The following is a 17,808-nucleotide window of genomic DNA, read 5'->3' on the forward strand; positions in this document are numbered from 1 at the left end:
ACTTATTACTGCCGCCGGTTACTTGACGGTCAGCGCCTCGTTGATGAACTTATTCTGTTCTTCAAGGTGCGTGGACATGTAGCCTGCCGCAGGTGCTGCGGATGGGGCGCGGCCCACGTATTCCAGATCCAGCTTCGGATGGGTTTCCGACAGTAGACGACGCAAGTGGTGCTGGCTGGAGTACCAGGCGCCCTGGTTCATGGGCTCTTCCTGACACCAGGCAACACTCTTGATCTTCTTGAATGCGGATACCGCTTCCACAAACTCTTCGTCCGGGAATGGGTACAGCTGTTCGATTCGTACGAACGCCACATCTTCCTGCTCACGCTCCATACGGGCTTCCAGCAGGTGGTAGTAAACCTTGCCGGAGCACAGCACCAAGCGTTTCACTTTTTCTGGGTCTACGCCCTGGTCCTGGATCACGTTGTGGAAGCGGCCTTCGGCCAGCTCTTCCAGGCTGGAGGTGGCCAGCTTGTGACGCAAAATCCATTTCGGGCTCATAATCACCAGCGGACGACGCATCGGGCGCACCGCCTGACGACGCAGCAGGTGGAAGATCTGCGCCGGAGTAGTGGCATTACACACCTGGATATTATGCTCAGCACACAGCTGCATAAAGCGCTCTAGACGTGCGGAGGAATGCTCCGGACCCTGGCCTTCGTAGCCGTGCGGCAGCAGCATTACCAGGCCGCACATACGGCCCCACTTGTGCTCACCGGAAGTGATGAACTGGTCGATTACTACCTGGGCACCATTGGCGAAATCACCGAACTGAGCCTCCCAGACCACCAGGGATTTTGGTGTAGTGGTGGCGTAGCCGTATTCAAACGCCAACACCGCCTCTTCAGACAGCAGCGAGTCGTAGATGTAGAAAGGCGGCTGGTCTTCGAACATATGCTGCAAAGGCACATAGCTCTGGCCATCTTTCTGGCTGTGAATCACCGCGTGACGGTGGGAGAAGGTTCCGCGACCCACATCCTCACCGGTAAAGCGGACCATAAAGCCCTCTTCCAGCAAAGTGCCATAAGCCAGTGTTTCCGCCATGCCCCAGTTCAAGGGCAGTGCGCCACCGGCCATCTTGCGGCGGTCATCGTAAATCTTGGAGACCTGGCGCTGCATCACAATGCCATCGGGCACAGCGGTCATACGGTTGGCCACATCCTGCAACTTCGGCAGCGCATAGCCAGTATCTGCAGCTACTTGCCAGTCGTGGCCCAGGTAGGGGCTCCAATCTACAAACATGGAGGAGTCCGGCTGCTTCACCAAGCCGGTGGCCACGTCCTCACCCGCATCGAGTTTATCGCGGTAGTCGTTGGCCAGTTTATCCGCAGCAGCCTTATCGAGAATGCCCTCACCCACCAGCTTCTCGGAGTAGAGGGTACGGGTAGTTTTATGCTTGCGGATAGTCTGGTACATCAGCGGCTGGGTACCAGAGGGATCATCAGTCTCGTTATGGCCGCGACGACGGTAACAAACCAAATCGATAACGATGTCTTTCTTAAATTCGTAGCGGTAGTCCACCGCCAATAGCGCGGCCAATACGACCATTTCCGGGTCGTCGCCGTTTACGTGCAGCACCGGCGCATCGATCATCTTGGCCGGATCGGTAGAGTACTCGGTGGAGCGAGCGTCTTCGCGCTTGCTGGTGGTAAAGCCCACCTGGTTGTTCAGTACGATGTGCACAGTACCACCGGTGTAGTAACCGCGGGTCTGAGACATCTGCAGGGTTTCCTGCACCACACCCTGACCGGCAAAAGCCGCGTCGCCGTGGATGTTAATCGGCATTACTTTTTCACCAGTCCCGTCTTTACGACGGTCCTGGCGAGCGCGTACAGAACCAACCACCACAGGCGCACTGATTTCCAGGTGCGACGGGTTAAAGGCCAGCGCCAGGTGTACTTCACCACCGGGAGTCATTACGTTGGAGGAGAAGCCCTGGTGGTATTTCACGTCACCGGAAGTATCAAGGGTCTTCTTGCCCTCGAACTCTTCGAACAGGTCCGATGGGTTTTTACCGAGGATATTCACCAGGGTATTCAGACGGCCACGGTGGGCCATACCGATCACGATTTCCTTCACCCCGTAGGTACCGGAGCGACGGATCAGGGCGTCCATCATCGGGATCAGACTCTCACCACCCTCGACACCAAAGCGCTTGGTACCCGGGTATTTGGAATCCAGATGGCGCTCCAGGCCCTCTGCTGCAGACAAGCGCTGCAGGATCTCAATCTGGATATCGGTGCCGAAGTTGGCCTTGGACTGGCTGCGCTCCAGGCGCTGCTGAAACCACTGCTGCTCTTCCAGATTGGAGAGATGCATGATCTCTGCACCCAGATTGCCACAGTAGGTGCGCTCCAACCCCTCTACGATCTCACGCAGGGTCGCCTCTTCTTTGCCAAGGAACAGGCTACCGGTATTGAAGGTGGTATCGAAATCACCCTCAGTCAGGCCGTGGTAGCTCAACTGTAAATCGGGCACCTGCTCGCGGGCCATCAGGCCGAGCGGGTCCAGGGTCGCTTTCTTATGGCCGCGATGGCGATAGGAATCGATCAGCTGCAGAACTTTAATCTGCTTGCGCTCATGTTCGATATTGACGGAGCCGGAACCGGGCGCCGCTACTGGGCGCGCGCGGTGTTTGCTGAGCAGCTCGAAGTGCTGGCGCACTGCGGCGTGAGAGACATCGCTGCTGCCCTCAACGCGGGGGAGGCTGTCGAAGTAATTGCGCCACTCCTCCGGTACACCGTTGGGGTCGTGCAGATAGGTCTCGTAAAGCTCCTCCACATAGGCAGCATTGCCCCCGGAGATATGGGAGCTACGCCACAGCTGCTCCATGGTACTTTCGTGCATTTTGATGCCTACCTCGATTGCAGTGGACTCTCATCGCTACAGCCACTGCGCTTTCCTTCACTCACAAAAGGGGAGGCGCACAAAGCCACCTCCCCTTTTTAATTTAATACCGACCGGAGCCGGCTTTTGTATTAGATAAGCGCCCTACCTGGCACCGAGCCCACCGAAGATGAGCCCTGAAGACTGCTTTGCAGCCTTCATTAATCCCTATACAGCACGCGTCAGCAGCATATTGCGAATATGGCCAATGGCGCGAGTCGGATTCAAACCCTTAGGACATACGTTGACACAGTTCTGAATACCGTGACAACGGAACACACTGAAGGGGTCGTCCAGATTGGATAGACGCTCGTCAGTGGCCAGGTCGCGGCTATCCGCCAGGAAGCGGTAAGCCTGTAGCAGGCCGGCCGGACCGATAAACTTGTCCGGGTTCCACCAGAAGGACGGACAGGCGGTGGAGCAGCAGGCACACAGGATACACTCGTACAGACCGTCGAGCTTTTCGCGATCCTCTGGGGATTGCAGGCGCTCAATCGCCGGTGCCGGAGTGTCATTCTGCAGATACGGCTCAATCTTTTTGTACTGCTCGTAGAACTGTTCCATATCCACAACCAAGTCGCGAATCACAGGCAGGCCCGGCAGCGGACGCAGAATCAGTTTACCCTTGGGGGCAGCTTCAGACAGTGGCGTAGTGCACGCCAGGCCATTGCGGCCGGAAATATTCATACCGTCGGAACCACACACACCTTCACGGCAGGAGCGGCGGAAGGACAGGGTCGGATCCTGAGCCTTGAGCAACTCCAACACGTCCAACACCATCAGGTCCTTGCCCTGAGTGTCGAGCTGGTAGTCCTGCATGTAAGGCGCTTTATCAGTTTCCGGGTTGTAACGGTAAATGCTTACTTTCAACATACTCTATTCCGCTCCCGAATCAGTAGGTCCGAGCTTTCGGTTCAAAGGCTTCCATGGTGGTCGGTGCGAAGTTTACCGCACGCTTGCCCACACGCTTCTCAGTTGGGAAGTACATGGAATGACACAGCCAGTTTTCATCATCGCGCTCCTGGAAGTCTTCGCGGGCATGGGCACCGCGGCTCTCAGTGCGGGTCTCCGCGGCAATCGCAGTGGCCTCGGCAACTTCCAGCAAGTTCTGCAGTTCCAGCGCTTCGACACGGGCGGTGTTAAAGGCACGGCTTCTGTCGTCCAGGCGTACATTCTCAATACGCTCACGCAGGTCAGCCAGCTTCTTCACACCTTCCGCCATGTAGTCGCCGCGGCGGAATACGCCGAAGTGATTCTGCATTACACCTTGCAACTCTTTGCGCAGGTCCGCAGCTTTCTCACCGGTTTCGTTGGTTTCCAGACGGTTCAGACGCGCCATCGCCGCTTCCAGATCGGACTCGGAAGCTTCGCGGTGCTCGATACCTTCGCGCAGTGCCTTCTCGATAAACAGGCCGGATGCGCGGCCGAATACCACCAGATCCAGCAGCGAGTTACCACCCAGGCGGTTAGCGCCGTGTACAGATACACAGGCAACCTCACCACAGGCGTAGAAGCCATCGATGATCTGGTCGTTGCCCGCAGCGTCCTGGGTCAAGGCCTGGCCATGAACGTTGGTCGGAATACCGCCCATCATGTAGTGACAGGTGGGAACAACCGGAATCGGCGCCTTAACTGGGTCGACATGGGCAAAGGTCTTGGACAACTCACAGATACCGGGCAGACGGCTGTTGAGCAAGTCTTCGCCCAAGTGATCAAGCTTCAGGAACACGTGATCGCCCTCGGGGCCACAGCCGCGGCCATCGAGAATCTCAAGTACCATGGAGCGGGCTACAACATCGCGAGAAGCGAGGTCCTTAGCGTTGGGCGCGTAACGCTCCATAAAACGCTCGCCGTCTTTGTTGATCAGGTAGCCACCCTCACCGCGACAACCTTCGGTCACGAGTACACCGGCACCGTAAATACCAGTCGGGTGGAACTGCCACATCTCGATGTCCTGTACAGGCATACCTGCGCGCAGGGCCATACCGACACCATCGCCGGTGTTGATGTGTGCGTTAGTGGTGGAGGCGAAGATACGGCCGGCACCACCGGTAGCGAATACGGTCGCCTTGGACTTAATAAACACCACTTCGCCATCTTCGATGCACATGGCGATCACACCCACCACGGCACCGTCCTGGTTCTTCACCAGGTCAATCGCAAACCACTCGTTCAGAAACTCGGTTTGGTGCTTAACATTATTCTGGTACAGCGTGTGCAGCAGTGCGTGTCCTGTACGGTCGGCGGCAGCACAGGTACGGGCTGCCTGGCCACCGCGGCCGAAATCTTTGGACTGACCGCCGAATGGACGCTGATAAATACGGCCTTCCTCAGTTCGGGAGAAAGGCAGGCCCATGTGCTCCAGCTCAAATACCGCTTCGGGGCCTACAGAACACATGTATTCAATCGCTTCCTGGTCACCGATATAGTCGGAGCCTTTAACGGTGTCATACATGTGCCAGCGCCAATCATCATTGGGGTCAGAGCTGGCAATCGCACAGGTAATACCACCCTGGGCGGATACCGTGTGAGAACGGGTTGGGAATACCTTGGTAATTACCGCAGTTTTATAGCCGGACTGGGCCATCTGCAGAGCCGCGCGCATACCAGCACCGCCGCCACCAATCACAATCCCGTCAAAAGAAATAGTACGCATGTTCGCCATTGCTTATACACCCCAAAGAATTTCAATGCCCCACACCGTGTAAAGCACGGCAACCGCAGCCAGAATCACTTCTACGAACAGGCGCAGAACAGTGGCCTTACCGCCCATCACCCGGTTGGTGATGTAGTCGGTAACCACAGACCAGAGGCCGATCCAGGCGTGAATCACGGTGGACAGTAGGGCAACCAAGCTGAATACACGCATCCAGCGCTGGGCGAACAATTCAGACCAGGCCTGGTAGCCGAAGTCTTTGGTGAAAAAGATAAAGCCCACTATAAAGAGAACGTAAGCGAGCAGTATTACTGCGGTAACGCGCTGGTAGAGCCAGTCGAATGTGCCGCTACGGCCGAAGCTAGTTACTGTTCTTACCACAACCATACTCCCACTAAAAGAATAAGGATTACACTCACCACCAGCACGGCAATTGCGCTGCGGCGACCACCTTCGAGGCTCTCACCCATACCCATATCCATAAACAGGTGACGCACACCGGCCAGCAAATGGTAAATAAGAGCTGCCAGGGAGGCCCACAGGATGAGCTTGGCTGGAATACTGTTAAATGCTGCCGCCATATCGGCGAAGCCCTGTTCGGATTCCAGGCTGGCATCGAGCATGCAGAGCAGCAACGCCACAACGGCGAAGAGCACCACACCGGATACACGGTGCAAAATGGAAACCAAAGCGGCAGCGGGAAGCTTTATAGTGGAAATGTCTAAATTGACAGGTCTGTTTTTGTTCACAGGAAAAACACCTTGTTGCCCTGAACGACCGGGCGCCCGTTAGCTTTTCAAATTGGGAGGGACGAGCTGCTTGCTGATCACTTTGCACTCGACCTGATGAAGCCTTGTACAAAGTAGCCGTACCATGGCGCAAGCCGCGCGGATTATAGGCATTCGATAGTCAAAACACAACGAACGCCTAGGAATACGCCACCTCAGCGCACCTCGCAGGCACAGGATTTAGCTCAACGGGATTTCCGCAGATTTTTGCGCCCACGACCAGGCAAAAGCTCTACCAGCCCACGCTGTCGCCGAATATCCTGTTGCCGGCCGACTGGCCGTCCACCCCTTTGGGTTTGACAATTTGCGGCGCGGCACTTAAGTTTGGCCCCGCTCAAAAGGCCGCCAGCACCCGAAAACACTAGGAAAAGGCCGCCATAAGAACAGTTTTTAGGAGTCCGCAATGTCCGATAAAAAAGCGCACCTCACAGTCGATGGTATCGACGGCGCTCTTGAGATGCCCGTTCGCTCCGGCACCCTCGGCCCCGATGTGATCGATGTCGGCGGCCTGACCAGCAAAGGCTTTTTCACCTACGACCCGGGCTTCGTATCTACCGCCTCATGTGATTCCAAGATCACTTTTATTGATGGTGGCAAAGGCCAATTATTGCACCGGGGCTACCCCATCGAGCAACTAGCAGAAAAATCCGACTATCTGGAAACCTGCTACCTGCTGATGAATGGCGAACTGCCCAATGCAGAAGAAAAAAAGAAGTATGTAGACACTATTATGTCTCACACCATGGTTCACGAATCCCTGGTGAGCTTCTTTAAAGGCTTCCGTTACGATGCCCACCCGATGGCGATGATGTGTGGCGTAGTGGGTGCCCTCGCCTCCTTCTATCACGACTCCCTGGATATCACCAATCCGGAGCACCGCGAGATTTCCGCGCACCGCCTGATTGCCAAGATGCCAACCTTGGCAGCCATGTGCTACAAGCACTCCCAAGGCATGCCCTTCATGTACCCGGACAATAGCCGCAGCTATTCCGAGAACTTCCTGCACATGATGTTTGGCAATCCCTGCGAGCCCAGCAAGATCGATCCGGTTGTCGCCAAGGCAATGGACATCATCTTCCTGTTACACGCTGACCACGAGCAAAACGCCTCCACCTCGACCGTGCGCCTGGCTGGCTCCTCTGGCGCCAATCCCTTCGCCTGCATCTCCTCCGGTATCGCCACCTTATGGGGACCCGCTCACGGCGGCGCCAACGAGGCAGTACTGAACATGCTGCAGGAAATTGGCGATGAGAGCCGTATCGACGAGTTCGTGAAGCGTGCCAAAGACAAGAATGACCCCTTCCGCCTGATGGGCTTCGGTCACCGCGTTTACAAGAACTTCGACCCACGCTCCCGCGTAATGCAGGGCATCTGCGATGAAGTTCTGGGAGCCATGGGCGCAGAAAACGATCCTCTGCTGAAGATCGCTAAGAAGCTGGAAAAAATCGCCCTTGAGGACGATTACTTCGTCGAGAAAAAACTCTACCCGAATGTCGACTTCTACTCCGGTATTATTATGAAGGCTATCGGCATCCCCACCGATATGTTCACCGTAATTTTTGCCACCGGCCGCACTTCAGGCTGGATCGCACACTGGAATGAAATGATTTCCAACCCGTACAAAATTGGTCGCCCTCGCCAGCTTTATACCGGCTATGCCCAGCGCGATTATGTTCCACTGGAACAACGCTAATAAAGTTCAAAATAAAAAACCCGGCAATGCCGGGTTTTTTATTTCCTGAAATAACCACCTGGAATTTAAAAATATTCAACAAAATTCAAATAATACAACAACCCAGACCTCTATTAATTGTGACAAGGTTCTCAATATTAAAATTCTCATCCTGATGTAACTCCCGCCACACAGAAAAACACCTGTCATGCAATGTAAAATCCGCGCCTCTCGGACCGGGTGAATTTGCTGCGTAGTTACCGCACCTCAGCAACTACCCGCCCGCGGTTTCCCTTACCCATACAACACACAAAATTAAACCTATTAAGGGCACAGCATATGCTTAGCTTTATCTCCGGCATGTTCAGAGGTAGCAAGTCCTCCGACAGCGTCGACCTGGAAGAAAAATATACCCGCAGCAACTATGCCAGCGCTAAAGGCAGCCGCACAATTTCTTACGACCCAACTCTGATCAAAGCCCTGGAGGACGATCACCGCCACTTAATTGGCATTTTCCAGCGTATGTGGTCCGAAGGCTTTGAAAAGCAAAACTATCGCCAACTGTCACAACTACTCACTCAATTTAAGTCCGGCTTCCAGGCACATCTGATAAAGGAAAATGTTCGCTTCTACGTCTATCTAGAGCAGGCCCTCGCCGGCGATGCGCACACACTGCAGGTTGTAAAAGATTTCCGCACTGATATGAATGAAATCGCCAATGCCGTGGTGCAATTCTGCAAACGCTACAATCATGAAGCCTTCACCCCGGAAATGGTTCGCGACTTTAAAATGGATTACCAAAAGATAGGTGAAGCACTCACTCGCCGCACCGCACTGGAAGAAAAAGAACTTTACGTTCTCTATCAGCCCTCCTAAGTATTTTCGGACTAGAGAGGTCCAGTTCGTTACTCAACATCTACAGGAATTAGGCGTGAGCCAATGAGTGAGTAACAACTTATTAAAAAATACTTTGAATGGATGTCTGCGACCCACAAGGACGGGGCGCAAACCTTTTCCCTTTAGAAGCCTGGCTCCAGGCCCTCGCTGACTCAAAACATTTTTCTAAAAACCGCTTACCAACCCAAAAGCGTTAGACGCATACCCGACAGGTAAGTGAAAATTATTTTGGAATTATTTCGGATAAGCGCATCTAGCCCATAAGAGTGGAGTACATATTTTTTAGCTTATTTAAAGCTACACCCCAAGGCTAATCAAACTTACCCACCTAATAGGTATTGACAGCGAAGGCCTGATTAAAAATTTTTCCTCAACAAATAAAAAGTGGCAACCACAATCAGGCCAGCCACTTTTTTTGCTGAAGCTAGCATCAAAAAAAGCGAACAATAACAACAACTTAAAAAAACTTTCCAGCCTGACCTCCCATACCTTCCTATTCTCTCTCGCGATTTCTATTCAACACTAGACGTTTATTTAATTTTGTTTAAACATATAGAAATTAGAATTTAAAAAAACTCATAACGGTGGAATATTGGTCTAGGAAGTTCTGAGAGCTTTGTGGCTTAAAACAAAAAGGACAAAAGGCCAGTAGTAAAAGCCGGGGGATTCGGGGGAAATATGACTGAACTAGAAAGTTCAGCTGCTCGTCAATATTTACCAGATGGCGCCCGCACCAGCGACAGCAGCTATCCGATTTATGTAATTGTAGGCACTGGACCGGTCGGGGTTCGCTGTGCACAAAAACTGCTTGAATTCTGTGACGAAGCGCAAATTGTTATCTATGGAGCGGAAACAGAATCACCTTACAATCGTGTAAAATTATCTCAGTACCTCTCTCGCCATGTGGAACGGGAGGAACTGGATAATCCCATCCTAGGTAAAACTGACCACCGACTCGCAGAATATATCGACCGTAAAATCGTCTCTATAGACCGTGTCAAAAAAACGGTAACAGATGCTGCCGGTAATATTCAGCCCTACACCAAGCTGATTCTAGCCACCGGCTCCAACCCCAAAATCCCCACAATCCCCGGTGCAGGCTTACCCAGCGTTTACCCCTTTCGCAGCCTGCGCAATACCAATGATCTAATCGCCCTGCGGGAGCGGCACGCCGATATTTGTGTGATCGGTGCCGGCGCCTTGGGGCTGGAAGCGGCAACGGCTCTAAAAACACCGAAAAATACTGTCACACTTCAATCCCGCGGAAAATTACTAAGTGGCCTTTTAGGCGAGGAAGGCGAGGAGTTTTTAAAATCCTCTCTTGCCGCCCTTGGTGTGCAGTTGAAAACAGGCTCAATTCTTAAGTCTATTGAGCAGCAGGGGGAAAAATCCCATTTACACTTTGAGGATGGCGAAAATCTCTGCGTCGATGCCATTGTTCTTTGCACTGGCATTCAGCCAGAAGTCTCCCTTGCCAAAAAAGCCGGACTAAAAATCGATAGAGGGGTTGTAGTCAACGAATGGATGCAAACTTCCGACCCAGATGTTTACGCAATTGGTGAATGTGCCGAGTTTGATCAAAAGGTTTATCAGCTGGTTCGCCCCGGCTATGAACAGGCGGAAAGCTGTTGTTCACATATTCGCCGCGAACATGGAGGGGAGATTTTAGAGCGCTCCTACTCCGGCAGTTACACAGATATCCAACTCAAAATCGCCCATATTCCTTGCGCTATTATGGGAGATGTTGCCTCCGATAACCTTCACCAGCAGGAAAATTTACAGAGCCACGTTTTCCGTAATCGGTTCAAGGGTATTTATCGCCGGCTATTTGTTCAAAATGGGCGCATTCTCGGTGCTATTTATATTGGCAGCTGGGATGAGGCCAACAGCTTGCGCCAAGCGGTAGCTCAGGAGGAAAAAGTCAGCGCACAAGCGCTTAAGCAGTTTGCAGACGAGGGCCGTCTATTTGACCTACAGACCTCAAACAGTATCAAGAGTTTTCCCGACAGCTACCTGGTGTGCCAGTGTAATTCCGTCAGCAAAGGGGAATTATGCAAGGCTATTTCCGAAGGCAAGCGCACTTTAAACGAACTACAGCAGGCAACCACCGCCGGATCTGTCTGCGGCAGCTGCCGCCCCTTAATGGCCGAGCTACTCGATACCCCTGCGCCTAATCTGGTTATGCGCCACGCCAAGGGTATATTAATCACTTCGATCATATCGTTACTTTTAATTACTCTGTCATTCCTGATGCCGCCCCCGCCAATATCCGACTCGGTACAGGCCGGCCAATTCTGGGAAAAACTCTGGTATGACAACTTCTGGAAACAGGTAACCGGCTACACGATTCTCGCGCTGTGTTTTTTTACCGCTGCGCTCAGTGTGCGAAAGCGCTGGAAAAAACTATCTTTCGGCCATGTGGATCACTGGCGCTATGCCCACAGCCTTACTGGGGTAGTTGCCGTGGTCGCACTTGCTGTGCACACAGGCTTCCGTATGGGGCAAAACCTCAACCTCGCACTCATGCTGGTCTTCCTTGGGGTTACTGCTACAGGCTCCCTTGTTGGTGTTTTTATGGCCCGCAACCATCACTGGACCGATCTCAGACTACGCGAACATCGCAAGTGGTGGTCACGCGTTCACTACGCCTTACTTTGGGCACTGCCGGTACTCCTCGCCTATCACATTCTTGCGGTTTATTACTTCTAAATGAAATCTTATCAATTTAAATTTTGGCATTACGGACTGCTATTGACCCTGGTTGTAGGTGCCTACGCTTCCTATAACCTAACGGCAGATGACAAGTCTTTATTTATAACTGGCGAGCCCACACATGGCCATCATCAGATAGAACTCGCTTGCACTTCTTGTCATACCGATGGGTTTTCAGGGGAGGAATCTATTCAGCAATCTTGCCTAAGCTGTCACGCAGAAGAATTAGAGCTGGCCGATGACTCCCATCCGCGTAAAAAATTTCTCGACCCCCGTAACGCCCAATTACTGGAAACCCTGGATGCGCGTCAATGCATCAGCTGCCACACAGAACACAAACAGCAAATTACTCGAGAAATGGGTGTCAGCCTGGCCGGGGATTTCTGCTTTCATTGCCACAGCGAAATTGCCGAAGAGCGCAGTAGCCATGAAGGTATGGGCTTCGAGACCTGTGCCAGCGCCGGCTGCCACAACTACCACGATAACGGCACCCTTTATGAAGATTTCTTAATCGCTCATGTCGGACAACCCGATCTGCTCGAGGAGGCAAAGCTTCCGACCCGTACCGCCATGCAATCCTGGTTACAGGAACATCCCGATACCCACCCCCTACAGGTGCAGCAGGCGGATATACAGGAAGAAACTGCAGCTGCAGAAATCGCTGCGGCTTGGGCGCAAAGCCCCCATGCTCAAGTGGACGTGAACTGCAGCAGTTGCCACGCCAATGGACAAATGCAATTTACTAGTGCTGAGGTTGTGGAACAGTGTGCAAGCTGCCACAGCGAGCAACGGGAATCTTTTACCCAAGGTAAACACGGAATGCGCCTCTCATCCAAGTTGCCACAGGAATTTGTTCAACAGGTTGGTGCCATGACGCCACACCAGGCCTGGATTCCCATGCAGTCTGACGCTTCCGGGGAACTCAGTTGCACCAGTTGTCACGGCCCCCACGATGTCGACTTGCAGTTCGCTGCTGTGGAATCCTGCCTCAGCTGCCACAGCGATGAGCACAGCTTGGCCTACAAGGAATCGCCGCACTTCAATACCTGGCAAGCAGATCCAGAAAACGGCGTTAGCTGTGCCAGCTGTCACTTGCCGCGGGAAACCCACGGAGAACAGGTTGTGGTCAATCATAACCAGAACCACAATCTCCGCCCCAATGAAAAAATGTTGCCTGTCTGCCTGAACTGCCATGGAGCGGAGTTTTCCCTGGCAGCCATGGCGGACGAAAAACTGATCTCTCAGAATTTCAAGCATAAGCCTGCGGATAAGCATGAAACGTTTGACTTAATCCGCGACCGCATTGCAAGAATTTCCAAAAGCAAAAATAAGCAAACACAATCCCAATAGGAGGGGAACACTATGCGTATTGCCGCTTGTTTTATCGCCGGACTGGCCCTACTCACTGGCTGTGAAAAAAACCAGGGCGTGGCACCGGAGCGAATGGCGGATGCTATCTTTGCCGTGATTGAGGCAGACAGAGCCAATTACACCAACAAGGTAGTTAACCGTTTGCAAAATGAGGAAAAAGTTCTGGATGCCGACGAGCACTGGCAGGATAAAAAATTGCTGCCGTTGCCCGCACAAATGATGCGAATGGGCGCTGAGCGAGTCGCGGAAAAAGAATCCGGCTTCAGCTACGCCCTGCTGTCCCTATGGCCGGTAAACAAACAGAACAAGCCGCGTACCGAAATGGAAAAGCAAGGTTTGCAGTTTGTCATCGACAACCCAGGTAAAAATTTCTATGGTCGTGAGACACTCGGTGATACCGAATACTTTACCGCGGTTTATGCCGATGTGGGTGTATCCCCAGCTTGTGTCAGCTGTCACAATGACCACGCGGATAGTCCACGCGATAATTTTGAGCTTGGCGAAACTATGGGTGGTGTAGTTGTTCGTATACCACTTTAATTTATCGCCTGAGCTTCCTTAGCTGACCCAGCCCCGGCAAATCCACTGCCGGGGTTTTCCCCAATGCTCTCTACATTTAATAATCAACGATTGCCTTTTATCCCGCAGAGCTAATTGCAAAATCCCTCAAAAATTCAATATTTACCGATAAAAATCAGAAAAATATAAGAAAAAATTAAGAAAATATTTTGAGTAGATACAATTAATTAGCGGCCGAATTCATTTCGACCGCTCCCTCTTTAATATGACTGGCTCTACTCCCGCTTTAACCTCGCTGAAATCATTCAGACCAGTGGTCACCCGCTGTGGGCCTATTTCCGGGTTAGTCCAGTCTCCATTACGGACCGCTTGTTGTTAACGCTTCGCTCCGCAAAGCTCACCTAGGCACTTAAATACTAGACTCGCAACCTAGAAAATCAAAATCAAGGTACTGGTATAACATGCTCTAAACCGAGCTAGTAGGCATTTTTTCCACAAGAAATCATGAAAAACCAAATAAAGCAAAGAGCAGCCTAGAAGTTTATAGAGTGGCCTCTTGCTTAGATTTTTTTGATTTTTACCAAGAGAACAAAGATGAAAACCTTCAGATTATTTTAACGGCGCAATCAGCCCTTCCAGCCCTTCAATTTTGATCTCCAACGTCAGAGCCATCAACTGCCCCAACTTCCCAGTAGGAAAACCCTCTTTGGCAAACCAAAGCAGGTACTCCTCAGGAAGATCGATAAGTACCCTACCCGCATACTTACCGAATGGCATTGGAGTTTGGGCAATATCAATCAACTGCTGCTTTTCAAACATCGCAAAATCCTTCAAATCTCTTATTTTGTGCTATACGCAGCCCACAGCTTAGATATTTGTTGCTGACTTATCTCCACCCTACACTGGCTGCGAAATTATTCGGTCTGTCTTACCGAATCTCTATCCCTCAAGCATCACTGAAAGGGGTGACTATGCGTATCAAAGCGATTAAATACCTCAGCTTAACCGCAGTATTGGCCCTAGGCCTCGGCGGGCAAGGCTGTGCCAATATGAGCGATACCGATCGTCGCATCGGAACCGGCATCGGCGTCGGTGCCGTAACCGGTGCCCTAATCAGTGGTGGTCGGCCCGGTGGCACCGCAGCAGGCGCCGTGATTGGCGCAGGGGCAGGCTATCTCTACGACAGAGAAAGAAAACGCAGAGACTACTATCGCTATCGCGGAGGCTACTATCGTTATTAGTGTTTAATGGAGAATCGTCAGGCTCAGAGTTAATGCATGGCGCACCCCCTGGTGCGCCTAACGCACCAGGGGTTATCTGGGATAAGAGCCACCCGGGACAATGAGTAAAATTCAGGAAGCTGTGTTTTCTCTAGCGAGCCACTTTAAAGCAACTTGGTCTTGGTTTTTCCACAGCGCTCACAGCAATACTCTGTGACGAGCTTGCCCTGCTTAACATCAAACTTGCGCTCGGTAACCACTTTCCACTTGTGAAAACCTTCCCGGCAAAGAGTGCTGCCTTTGTGTTTCTGCCAGGTGGTTTTTCTTTTAAAAGGAATCACATCTCCCATATTAGGCGACCTCCCCCGCCGCGTGCCCAGAAGCCCAGGCCCACTGAAAATTAAAGCCCCCCAGCCAGCCAGTCACATCGAGTACTTCACCCACAAAATAAAGCCCTGGCTGGGTTTTGCACTCCATAGTACGCGAAGAAATCTGATCTGTATCCACGCCGCCGAGGGTAACTTCTGCAGTGCGATAGCCTTCGGTGCCATCGGGAACCAGCGTCCAGACTTGCAACTTGGCTCCGAGTTCCCGCAACTCAATTTCAGTAAACTGCTTGAGGGGGCGGCTGTCGATATGCTGCCGTTGTAGGAAAAACTGTACAAGCTTCTTAGTCCAAAGCTCAGACAAAACACTGTGCAAGTGAATCTCCGGGCTCTCCCGGCGGCGCTGTTGCAGCCAATCGGCCAGATCGCGATCGGGGGCCAGATCGAAAGTCACCTTTTCACCTTCGCGCCAATGACTGGATATTTGTAATACCGCCGGTCCACTCAAACCTCGGTGAGTAAATAGCATCTGCTCGTGAAAGCTGCCCTCACCACAGGAAGCCGTCACACTAAGCGAGCTGCCCGGTAGGCTATCCTGCCGCTCCAACTGGCGCTTGTGCTGGGTAAAGGGTACCAAGGCCGCACGAGTGGGGATGATATTGAGCCCAAACTGCCGAGCGATATCATAGCCAAAGCCCGTAGCCCCCATGGTGGGTATCGACAATCCACCAGTAGCCACGACTAGGGACTCACAGTGAACTGTCCCCAGACTGCTTTCAACACGATAACCACCCTGCCCCGACTCTATTGAGGATATGGCACAACGGGTGCGAACCTGAGCTTTGGCTGCACGGCACTCCGCCAATAACAGGTCGAGAATATCCTTGGACTTGTTGTCGCAAAACAACTGGCCCAGTGTTTTCTCATGGTAGGAAACCCCATGCTTTTCCACCAATGCAATAAAGTCCCACTGGCTATAGCGCGCCAGGGCAGACTTACAAAAATGGGGATTGCGGCTGTAGAAATTTTCCGCACTGGTGTAGAGATTGGTGAAATTACAGCGGCCGCCGCCGGACATCAGGATCTTCTTACCAACTTTATTGGCATGATCCAATACCAGCACACTGCGGCCGCGCTGGCCGGCAGAGGCGGCGCACATTAAACCCGCTGCCCCAGCGCCGATAATCAGTACATCGACACTTTTGGGCAGCTGGCTATGGGATACATCACTCATGAATTAGGGCTGCGCAATCACCCAAGTATCAGGTACGAGGCAGGGTCACGCCGCGCTGCCCCTGGTACTTACCACCGCGATCCGCATAGGACACATCGCAGATCTCATCAGACTCGAAGAACAGCATCTGCGCGATACCTTCATTGGCGTAGATCTTCGCCGGCAGATTGGTGGTATTTGAAAACTCAAGGGTCACATGCCCTTCCCACTCCGGCTCCAGCGGCGTTACATTGACGATAATACCGCAACGCGCATAGGTGGATTTGCCCAGACAGATGGTCAGCACTGAGCGCGGAATGCGGAAATACTCCACTGTGCGCGCCAGGGCAAAGGAGTTCGGCGGGATGATACAGTACTCCCCTTCCACATCGACAAAGCTGTTCTCATCGAAGGTCTTGGGGTCCACGGTAGCCGAATGCACGTTGGTAAAGATCTTAAACTCACCGGCACAGCGCACATCGTAACCGTAACTAGACGTACCGTAGGAGATGAGTCGCTCGCCATCATTGCCATGGCGCACCTGGCCCGGCTCAAATGGCTCAATCATGCCGTGCTGCTCAGCCATGCGGCGAATCCACTTATCGGACTTGATACTCACTCCGTCCCCCTAAAAAGAATAATCAGTGCTCAACAAAAGAGGCGGAATCATAGCCGGTTTAGACTGTGCAAAAAAGTGCCAATCGACGCCTTTCGTCCTTGTCGCCAACCACTAACTACTGTATAAATCCACAATAAACTGTATATATATACAGTCACCTGGTTAGATCCGATTGAAGACCGAGACAAGAATGCAGGGTGGCAATGTGAACAAAGCCAAAAACTTCATACAAAACAATCACTTGGAAAACCAAGCCAACCCCTCAATCAGACTGCGACACTTTAGAGGCAAGAAGGCCTGCCAAGCAGCCAATGAACCCCAAAACGCAGGGGCCACTACCGGTTTCACCAGCCTGGATGTCCTTCTCAAAGACCACGGCTGGCCGCACGGTAGCACTACTGAGCTGCTTGTACCCCAGGCAAGCTCCAACACATTGAGCCTCCTACTCCCTATGCTCGCTGAACTGACCCAAAAAGGAGAGATGGTGATTCTCATCAAACCCCCATTTACTCCCTGTGCATCAGAACTTGCCCAGCATGGTATCCAACTGGAACAGCTATTATTAGTCTACCCCCGCGACAAACGAGACTGCCTCTGGGCCATAGAGCAGTCCCTACAATCCGGAGGCTGTTCCGCAGTTTTGAGCTGGCAGGGCGAGCAGGCGATAAGTTATCGAGAGCTGCAGCGCCTGCAGCAATCCGCCGAAGCAAGCGGCTGCCTGCACTTCCACTTCCGCCCCCAGTCAGAAGACCCCCGGCCCTCGCCTGCCACATTACGACTACAGCTGCATAGCAAGCCAGAGCAACTTACCCTCAGACTGCTAAAACAAGTGGGTGGCCTTAGTGGTCAACACCTTCAGCTAAACCTCCTGCAACACAGCACATCAAAACGGCATCATCTAGCCCTGCACTAAGCGGCATCTAAGGAAC

Annotated in this window: 16 protein-coding genes; 7 read left to right on the forward strand and 9 right to left on the reverse strand. The window is 52.5% G+C overall.

The genetic code is table 11. The features are described from left to right. Positions 1-18: 18 nt before the first annotated feature. From MJO52_RS15765 to sdhC, 5 genes are all read right to left on the reverse strand, one after another. Positions 19-2,847: a 2-oxoglutarate dehydrogenase E1 component gene (locus tag MJO52_RS15765; RefSeq protein ID WP_252082927.1), complete on the reverse strand. Its 2,829-nt coding sequence runs from the start codon at positions 2,845-2,847 to the stop codon at positions 19-21. Positions 2,848-3,054: 207 nt separating this feature from the next. Then, a complete protein-coding gene (locus tag MJO52_RS15770) occupies positions 3,055-3,759 on the reverse strand; it encodes a succinate dehydrogenase iron-sulfur subunit (protein WP_252082928.1) in 705 nt (234 codons plus the stop codon). A 19-nt stretch (positions 3,760-3,778) separates the two neighbouring features. After that, positions 3,779-5,551: a succinate dehydrogenase flavoprotein subunit gene (gene sdhA, locus MJO52_RS15775; RefSeq protein WP_252082930.1), complete on the reverse strand. Its 1,773-nt coding sequence runs from the start codon at positions 5,549-5,551 to the stop codon at positions 3,779-3,781. A 3-nt stretch (positions 5,552-5,554) separates the two neighbouring features. After that, positions 5,555-5,923, reverse strand: coding sequence for a succinate dehydrogenase, hydrophobic membrane anchor protein (gene sdhD / locus MJO52_RS15780; RefSeq protein ID WP_252082931.1), 369 nt, complete (start codon positions 5,921-5,923; stop codon positions 5,555-5,557). After that, positions 5,917-6,291, reverse strand: coding sequence for a succinate dehydrogenase, cytochrome b556 subunit (sdhC, locus tag MJO52_RS15785; RefSeq protein ID WP_252082932.1), 375 nt, complete (start codon positions 6,289-6,291; stop codon positions 5,917-5,919). The genes sdhD and sdhC overlap by 7 nt, the downstream gene beginning before the upstream one ends. 442 nt (positions 6,292-6,733) lie before the next feature. On the opposite strand from sdhC, the gene gltA reads away from it, so the two are divergent. The 5 genes from gltA (at position 6,734) to MJO52_RS15810 (ending at position 13,522) form a co-directional block, all read left to right on the forward strand. Continuing rightward, complete coding sequence (gene gltA / locus MJO52_RS15790) at positions 6,734-8,023, forward strand: citrate synthase (protein ID WP_252082934.1); 1,290 nt, start codon at positions 6,734-6,736, stop codon at positions 8,021-8,023. 318 nt (positions 8,024-8,341) lie between these two features. Beyond that, positions 8,342-8,878: a hemerythrin domain-containing protein gene (locus MJO52_RS15795; protein ID WP_252082936.1), complete on the forward strand. Its 537-nt coding sequence runs from the start codon at positions 8,342-8,344 to the stop codon at positions 8,876-8,878. A 699-nt stretch (positions 8,879-9,577) separates the two neighbouring features. Next, entirely contained in the window at positions 9,578-11,608 is a 2,031-nt protein-coding gene (locus MJO52_RS15800) for an FAD-dependent oxidoreductase (RefSeq protein WP_252082938.1), read from the forward strand. Next, positions 11,609-12,961, forward strand: a complete 1,353-nt coding sequence (locus tag MJO52_RS15805; RefSeq protein ID WP_252082939.1) for a cytochrome c3 family protein — start codon at positions 11,609-11,611, stop codon at positions 12,959-12,961. Positions 12,962-12,973: 12 nt separating this feature from the next. Further along, positions 12,974-13,522 carry a Tll0287-like domain-containing protein gene (locus tag MJO52_RS15810; RefSeq protein WP_252082940.1) on the forward strand — a complete coding sequence of 183 codons (549 nt, stop codon included), beginning with the start codon at positions 12,974-12,976 and terminating at the stop codon, positions 13,520-13,522. Positions 13,523-14,110: 588 nt separating this feature from the next. Here MJO52_RS15810 and MJO52_RS15815 read toward each other — a convergent pair. Beyond that, a complete protein-coding gene (locus tag MJO52_RS15815) occupies positions 14,111-14,320 on the reverse strand; it encodes a DUF3820 family protein (protein ID WP_252082941.1) in 210 nt (69 codons plus the stop codon). Positions 14,321-14,472: 152 nt separating this feature from the next. Between MJO52_RS15815 and MJO52_RS15820 the strand changes: the two genes are divergently transcribed. Beyond that, on the forward strand, positions 14,473-14,742 hold the full coding sequence (locus tag MJO52_RS15820) for a hypothetical protein (protein WP_252082942.1): 270 nt from the start codon (positions 14,473-14,475) through the stop codon (positions 14,740-14,742). A gap of 143 nt (positions 14,743-14,885) precedes the next feature. On the opposite strand, the gene MJO52_RS15825 is transcribed toward MJO52_RS15820, so the two are convergent. The 3 genes from MJO52_RS15825 to dcd are packed head-to-tail and all read right to left on the reverse strand — an operon-like array spanning position 14,886 to position 16,879. Next, on the reverse strand, positions 14,886-15,071 hold the full coding sequence (locus tag MJO52_RS15825) for a hypothetical protein (RefSeq protein ID WP_252082943.1): 186 nt from the start codon (positions 15,069-15,071) through the stop codon (positions 14,886-14,888). 1 nt (position 15,072) lies between these two features. Continuing rightward, positions 15,073-16,281, reverse strand: coding sequence for an NAD(P)/FAD-dependent oxidoreductase (locus MJO52_RS15830; protein WP_252082944.1), 1,209 nt, complete (start codon positions 16,279-16,281; stop codon positions 15,073-15,075). Positions 16,282-16,309: 28 nt separating this feature from the next. Beyond that, entirely contained in the window at positions 16,310-16,879 is a 570-nt protein-coding gene (gene dcd, locus MJO52_RS15835; protein WP_252082945.1) for a dCTP deaminase, read from the reverse strand. A gap of 205 nt (positions 16,880-17,084) precedes the next feature. Between dcd and imuA the strand changes: the two genes are divergently transcribed. Next, positions 17,085-17,792 (forward strand): translesion DNA synthesis-associated protein ImuA, encoded by a 708-nt coding sequence (gene imuA, locus MJO52_RS15840; RefSeq protein ID WP_252082946.1) that lies wholly within the window; start codon positions 17,085-17,087, stop codon positions 17,790-17,792. Positions 17,793-17,808: the final 16 nt, after the last annotated feature.

Source organism: Microbulbifer variabilis (assembly GCF_023716485.1).
Taxonomy (GTDB): Bacteria; Pseudomonadota; Gammaproteobacteria; order Pseudomonadales; family Cellvibrionaceae; genus Microbulbifer; species Microbulbifer variabilis_B.

Excerpts from the sequence above, each read along its gene's own strand:
- MJO52_RS15765 (WP_252082927.1), bottom strand. The coding sequence starts at position 2,847 with ATGCACGAAAGTACCATGGAGCAGCTGTGGCGTAGCTCCCATATCTCC.
- MJO52_RS15770 (WP_252082928.1), bottom strand. The coding sequence starts at position 3,759 with ATGTTGAAAGTAAGCATTTACCGTTACAACCCGGAAACTGATAAAGCG.
- sdhA (WP_252082930.1), bottom strand. The coding sequence starts at position 5,551 with ATGGCGAACATGCGTACTATTTCTTTTGACGGGATTGTGATTGGTGGC.
- gltA (WP_252082934.1), top strand. The coding sequence starts at position 6,734 with ATGTCCGATAAAAAAGCGCACCTCACAGTCGATGGTATCGACGGCGCT.
- MJO52_RS15795 (WP_252082936.1), top strand. The coding sequence starts at position 8,342 with ATGCTTAGCTTTATCTCCGGCATGTTCAGAGGTAGCAAGTCCTCCGAC.
- MJO52_RS15800 (WP_252082938.1), top strand. The coding sequence starts at position 9,578 with ATGACTGAACTAGAAAGTTCAGCTGCTCGTCAATATTTACCAGATGGC.
- MJO52_RS15805 (WP_252082939.1), top strand. The coding sequence starts at position 11,609 with ATGAAATCTTATCAATTTAAATTTTGGCATTACGGACTGCTATTGACC.
- MJO52_RS15810 (WP_252082940.1), top strand. The coding sequence starts at position 12,974 with ATGCGTATTGCCGCTTGTTTTATCGCCGGACTGGCCCTACTCACTGGC.
- MJO52_RS15815 (WP_252082941.1), bottom strand. The coding sequence starts at position 14,320 with ATGTTTGAAAAGCAGCAGTTGATTGATATTGCCCAAACTCCAATGCCA.
- MJO52_RS15820 (WP_252082942.1), top strand. The coding sequence starts at position 14,473 with ATGCGTATCAAAGCGATTAAATACCTCAGCTTAACCGCAGTATTGGCC.
- MJO52_RS15825 (WP_252082943.1), bottom strand. The coding sequence starts at position 15,071 with ATGGGAGATGTGATTCCTTTTAAAAGAAAAACCACCTGGCAGAAACAC.
- MJO52_RS15830 (WP_252082944.1), bottom strand. The coding sequence starts at position 16,281 with ATGAGTGATGTATCCCATAGCCAGCTGCCCAAAAGTGTCGATGTACTG.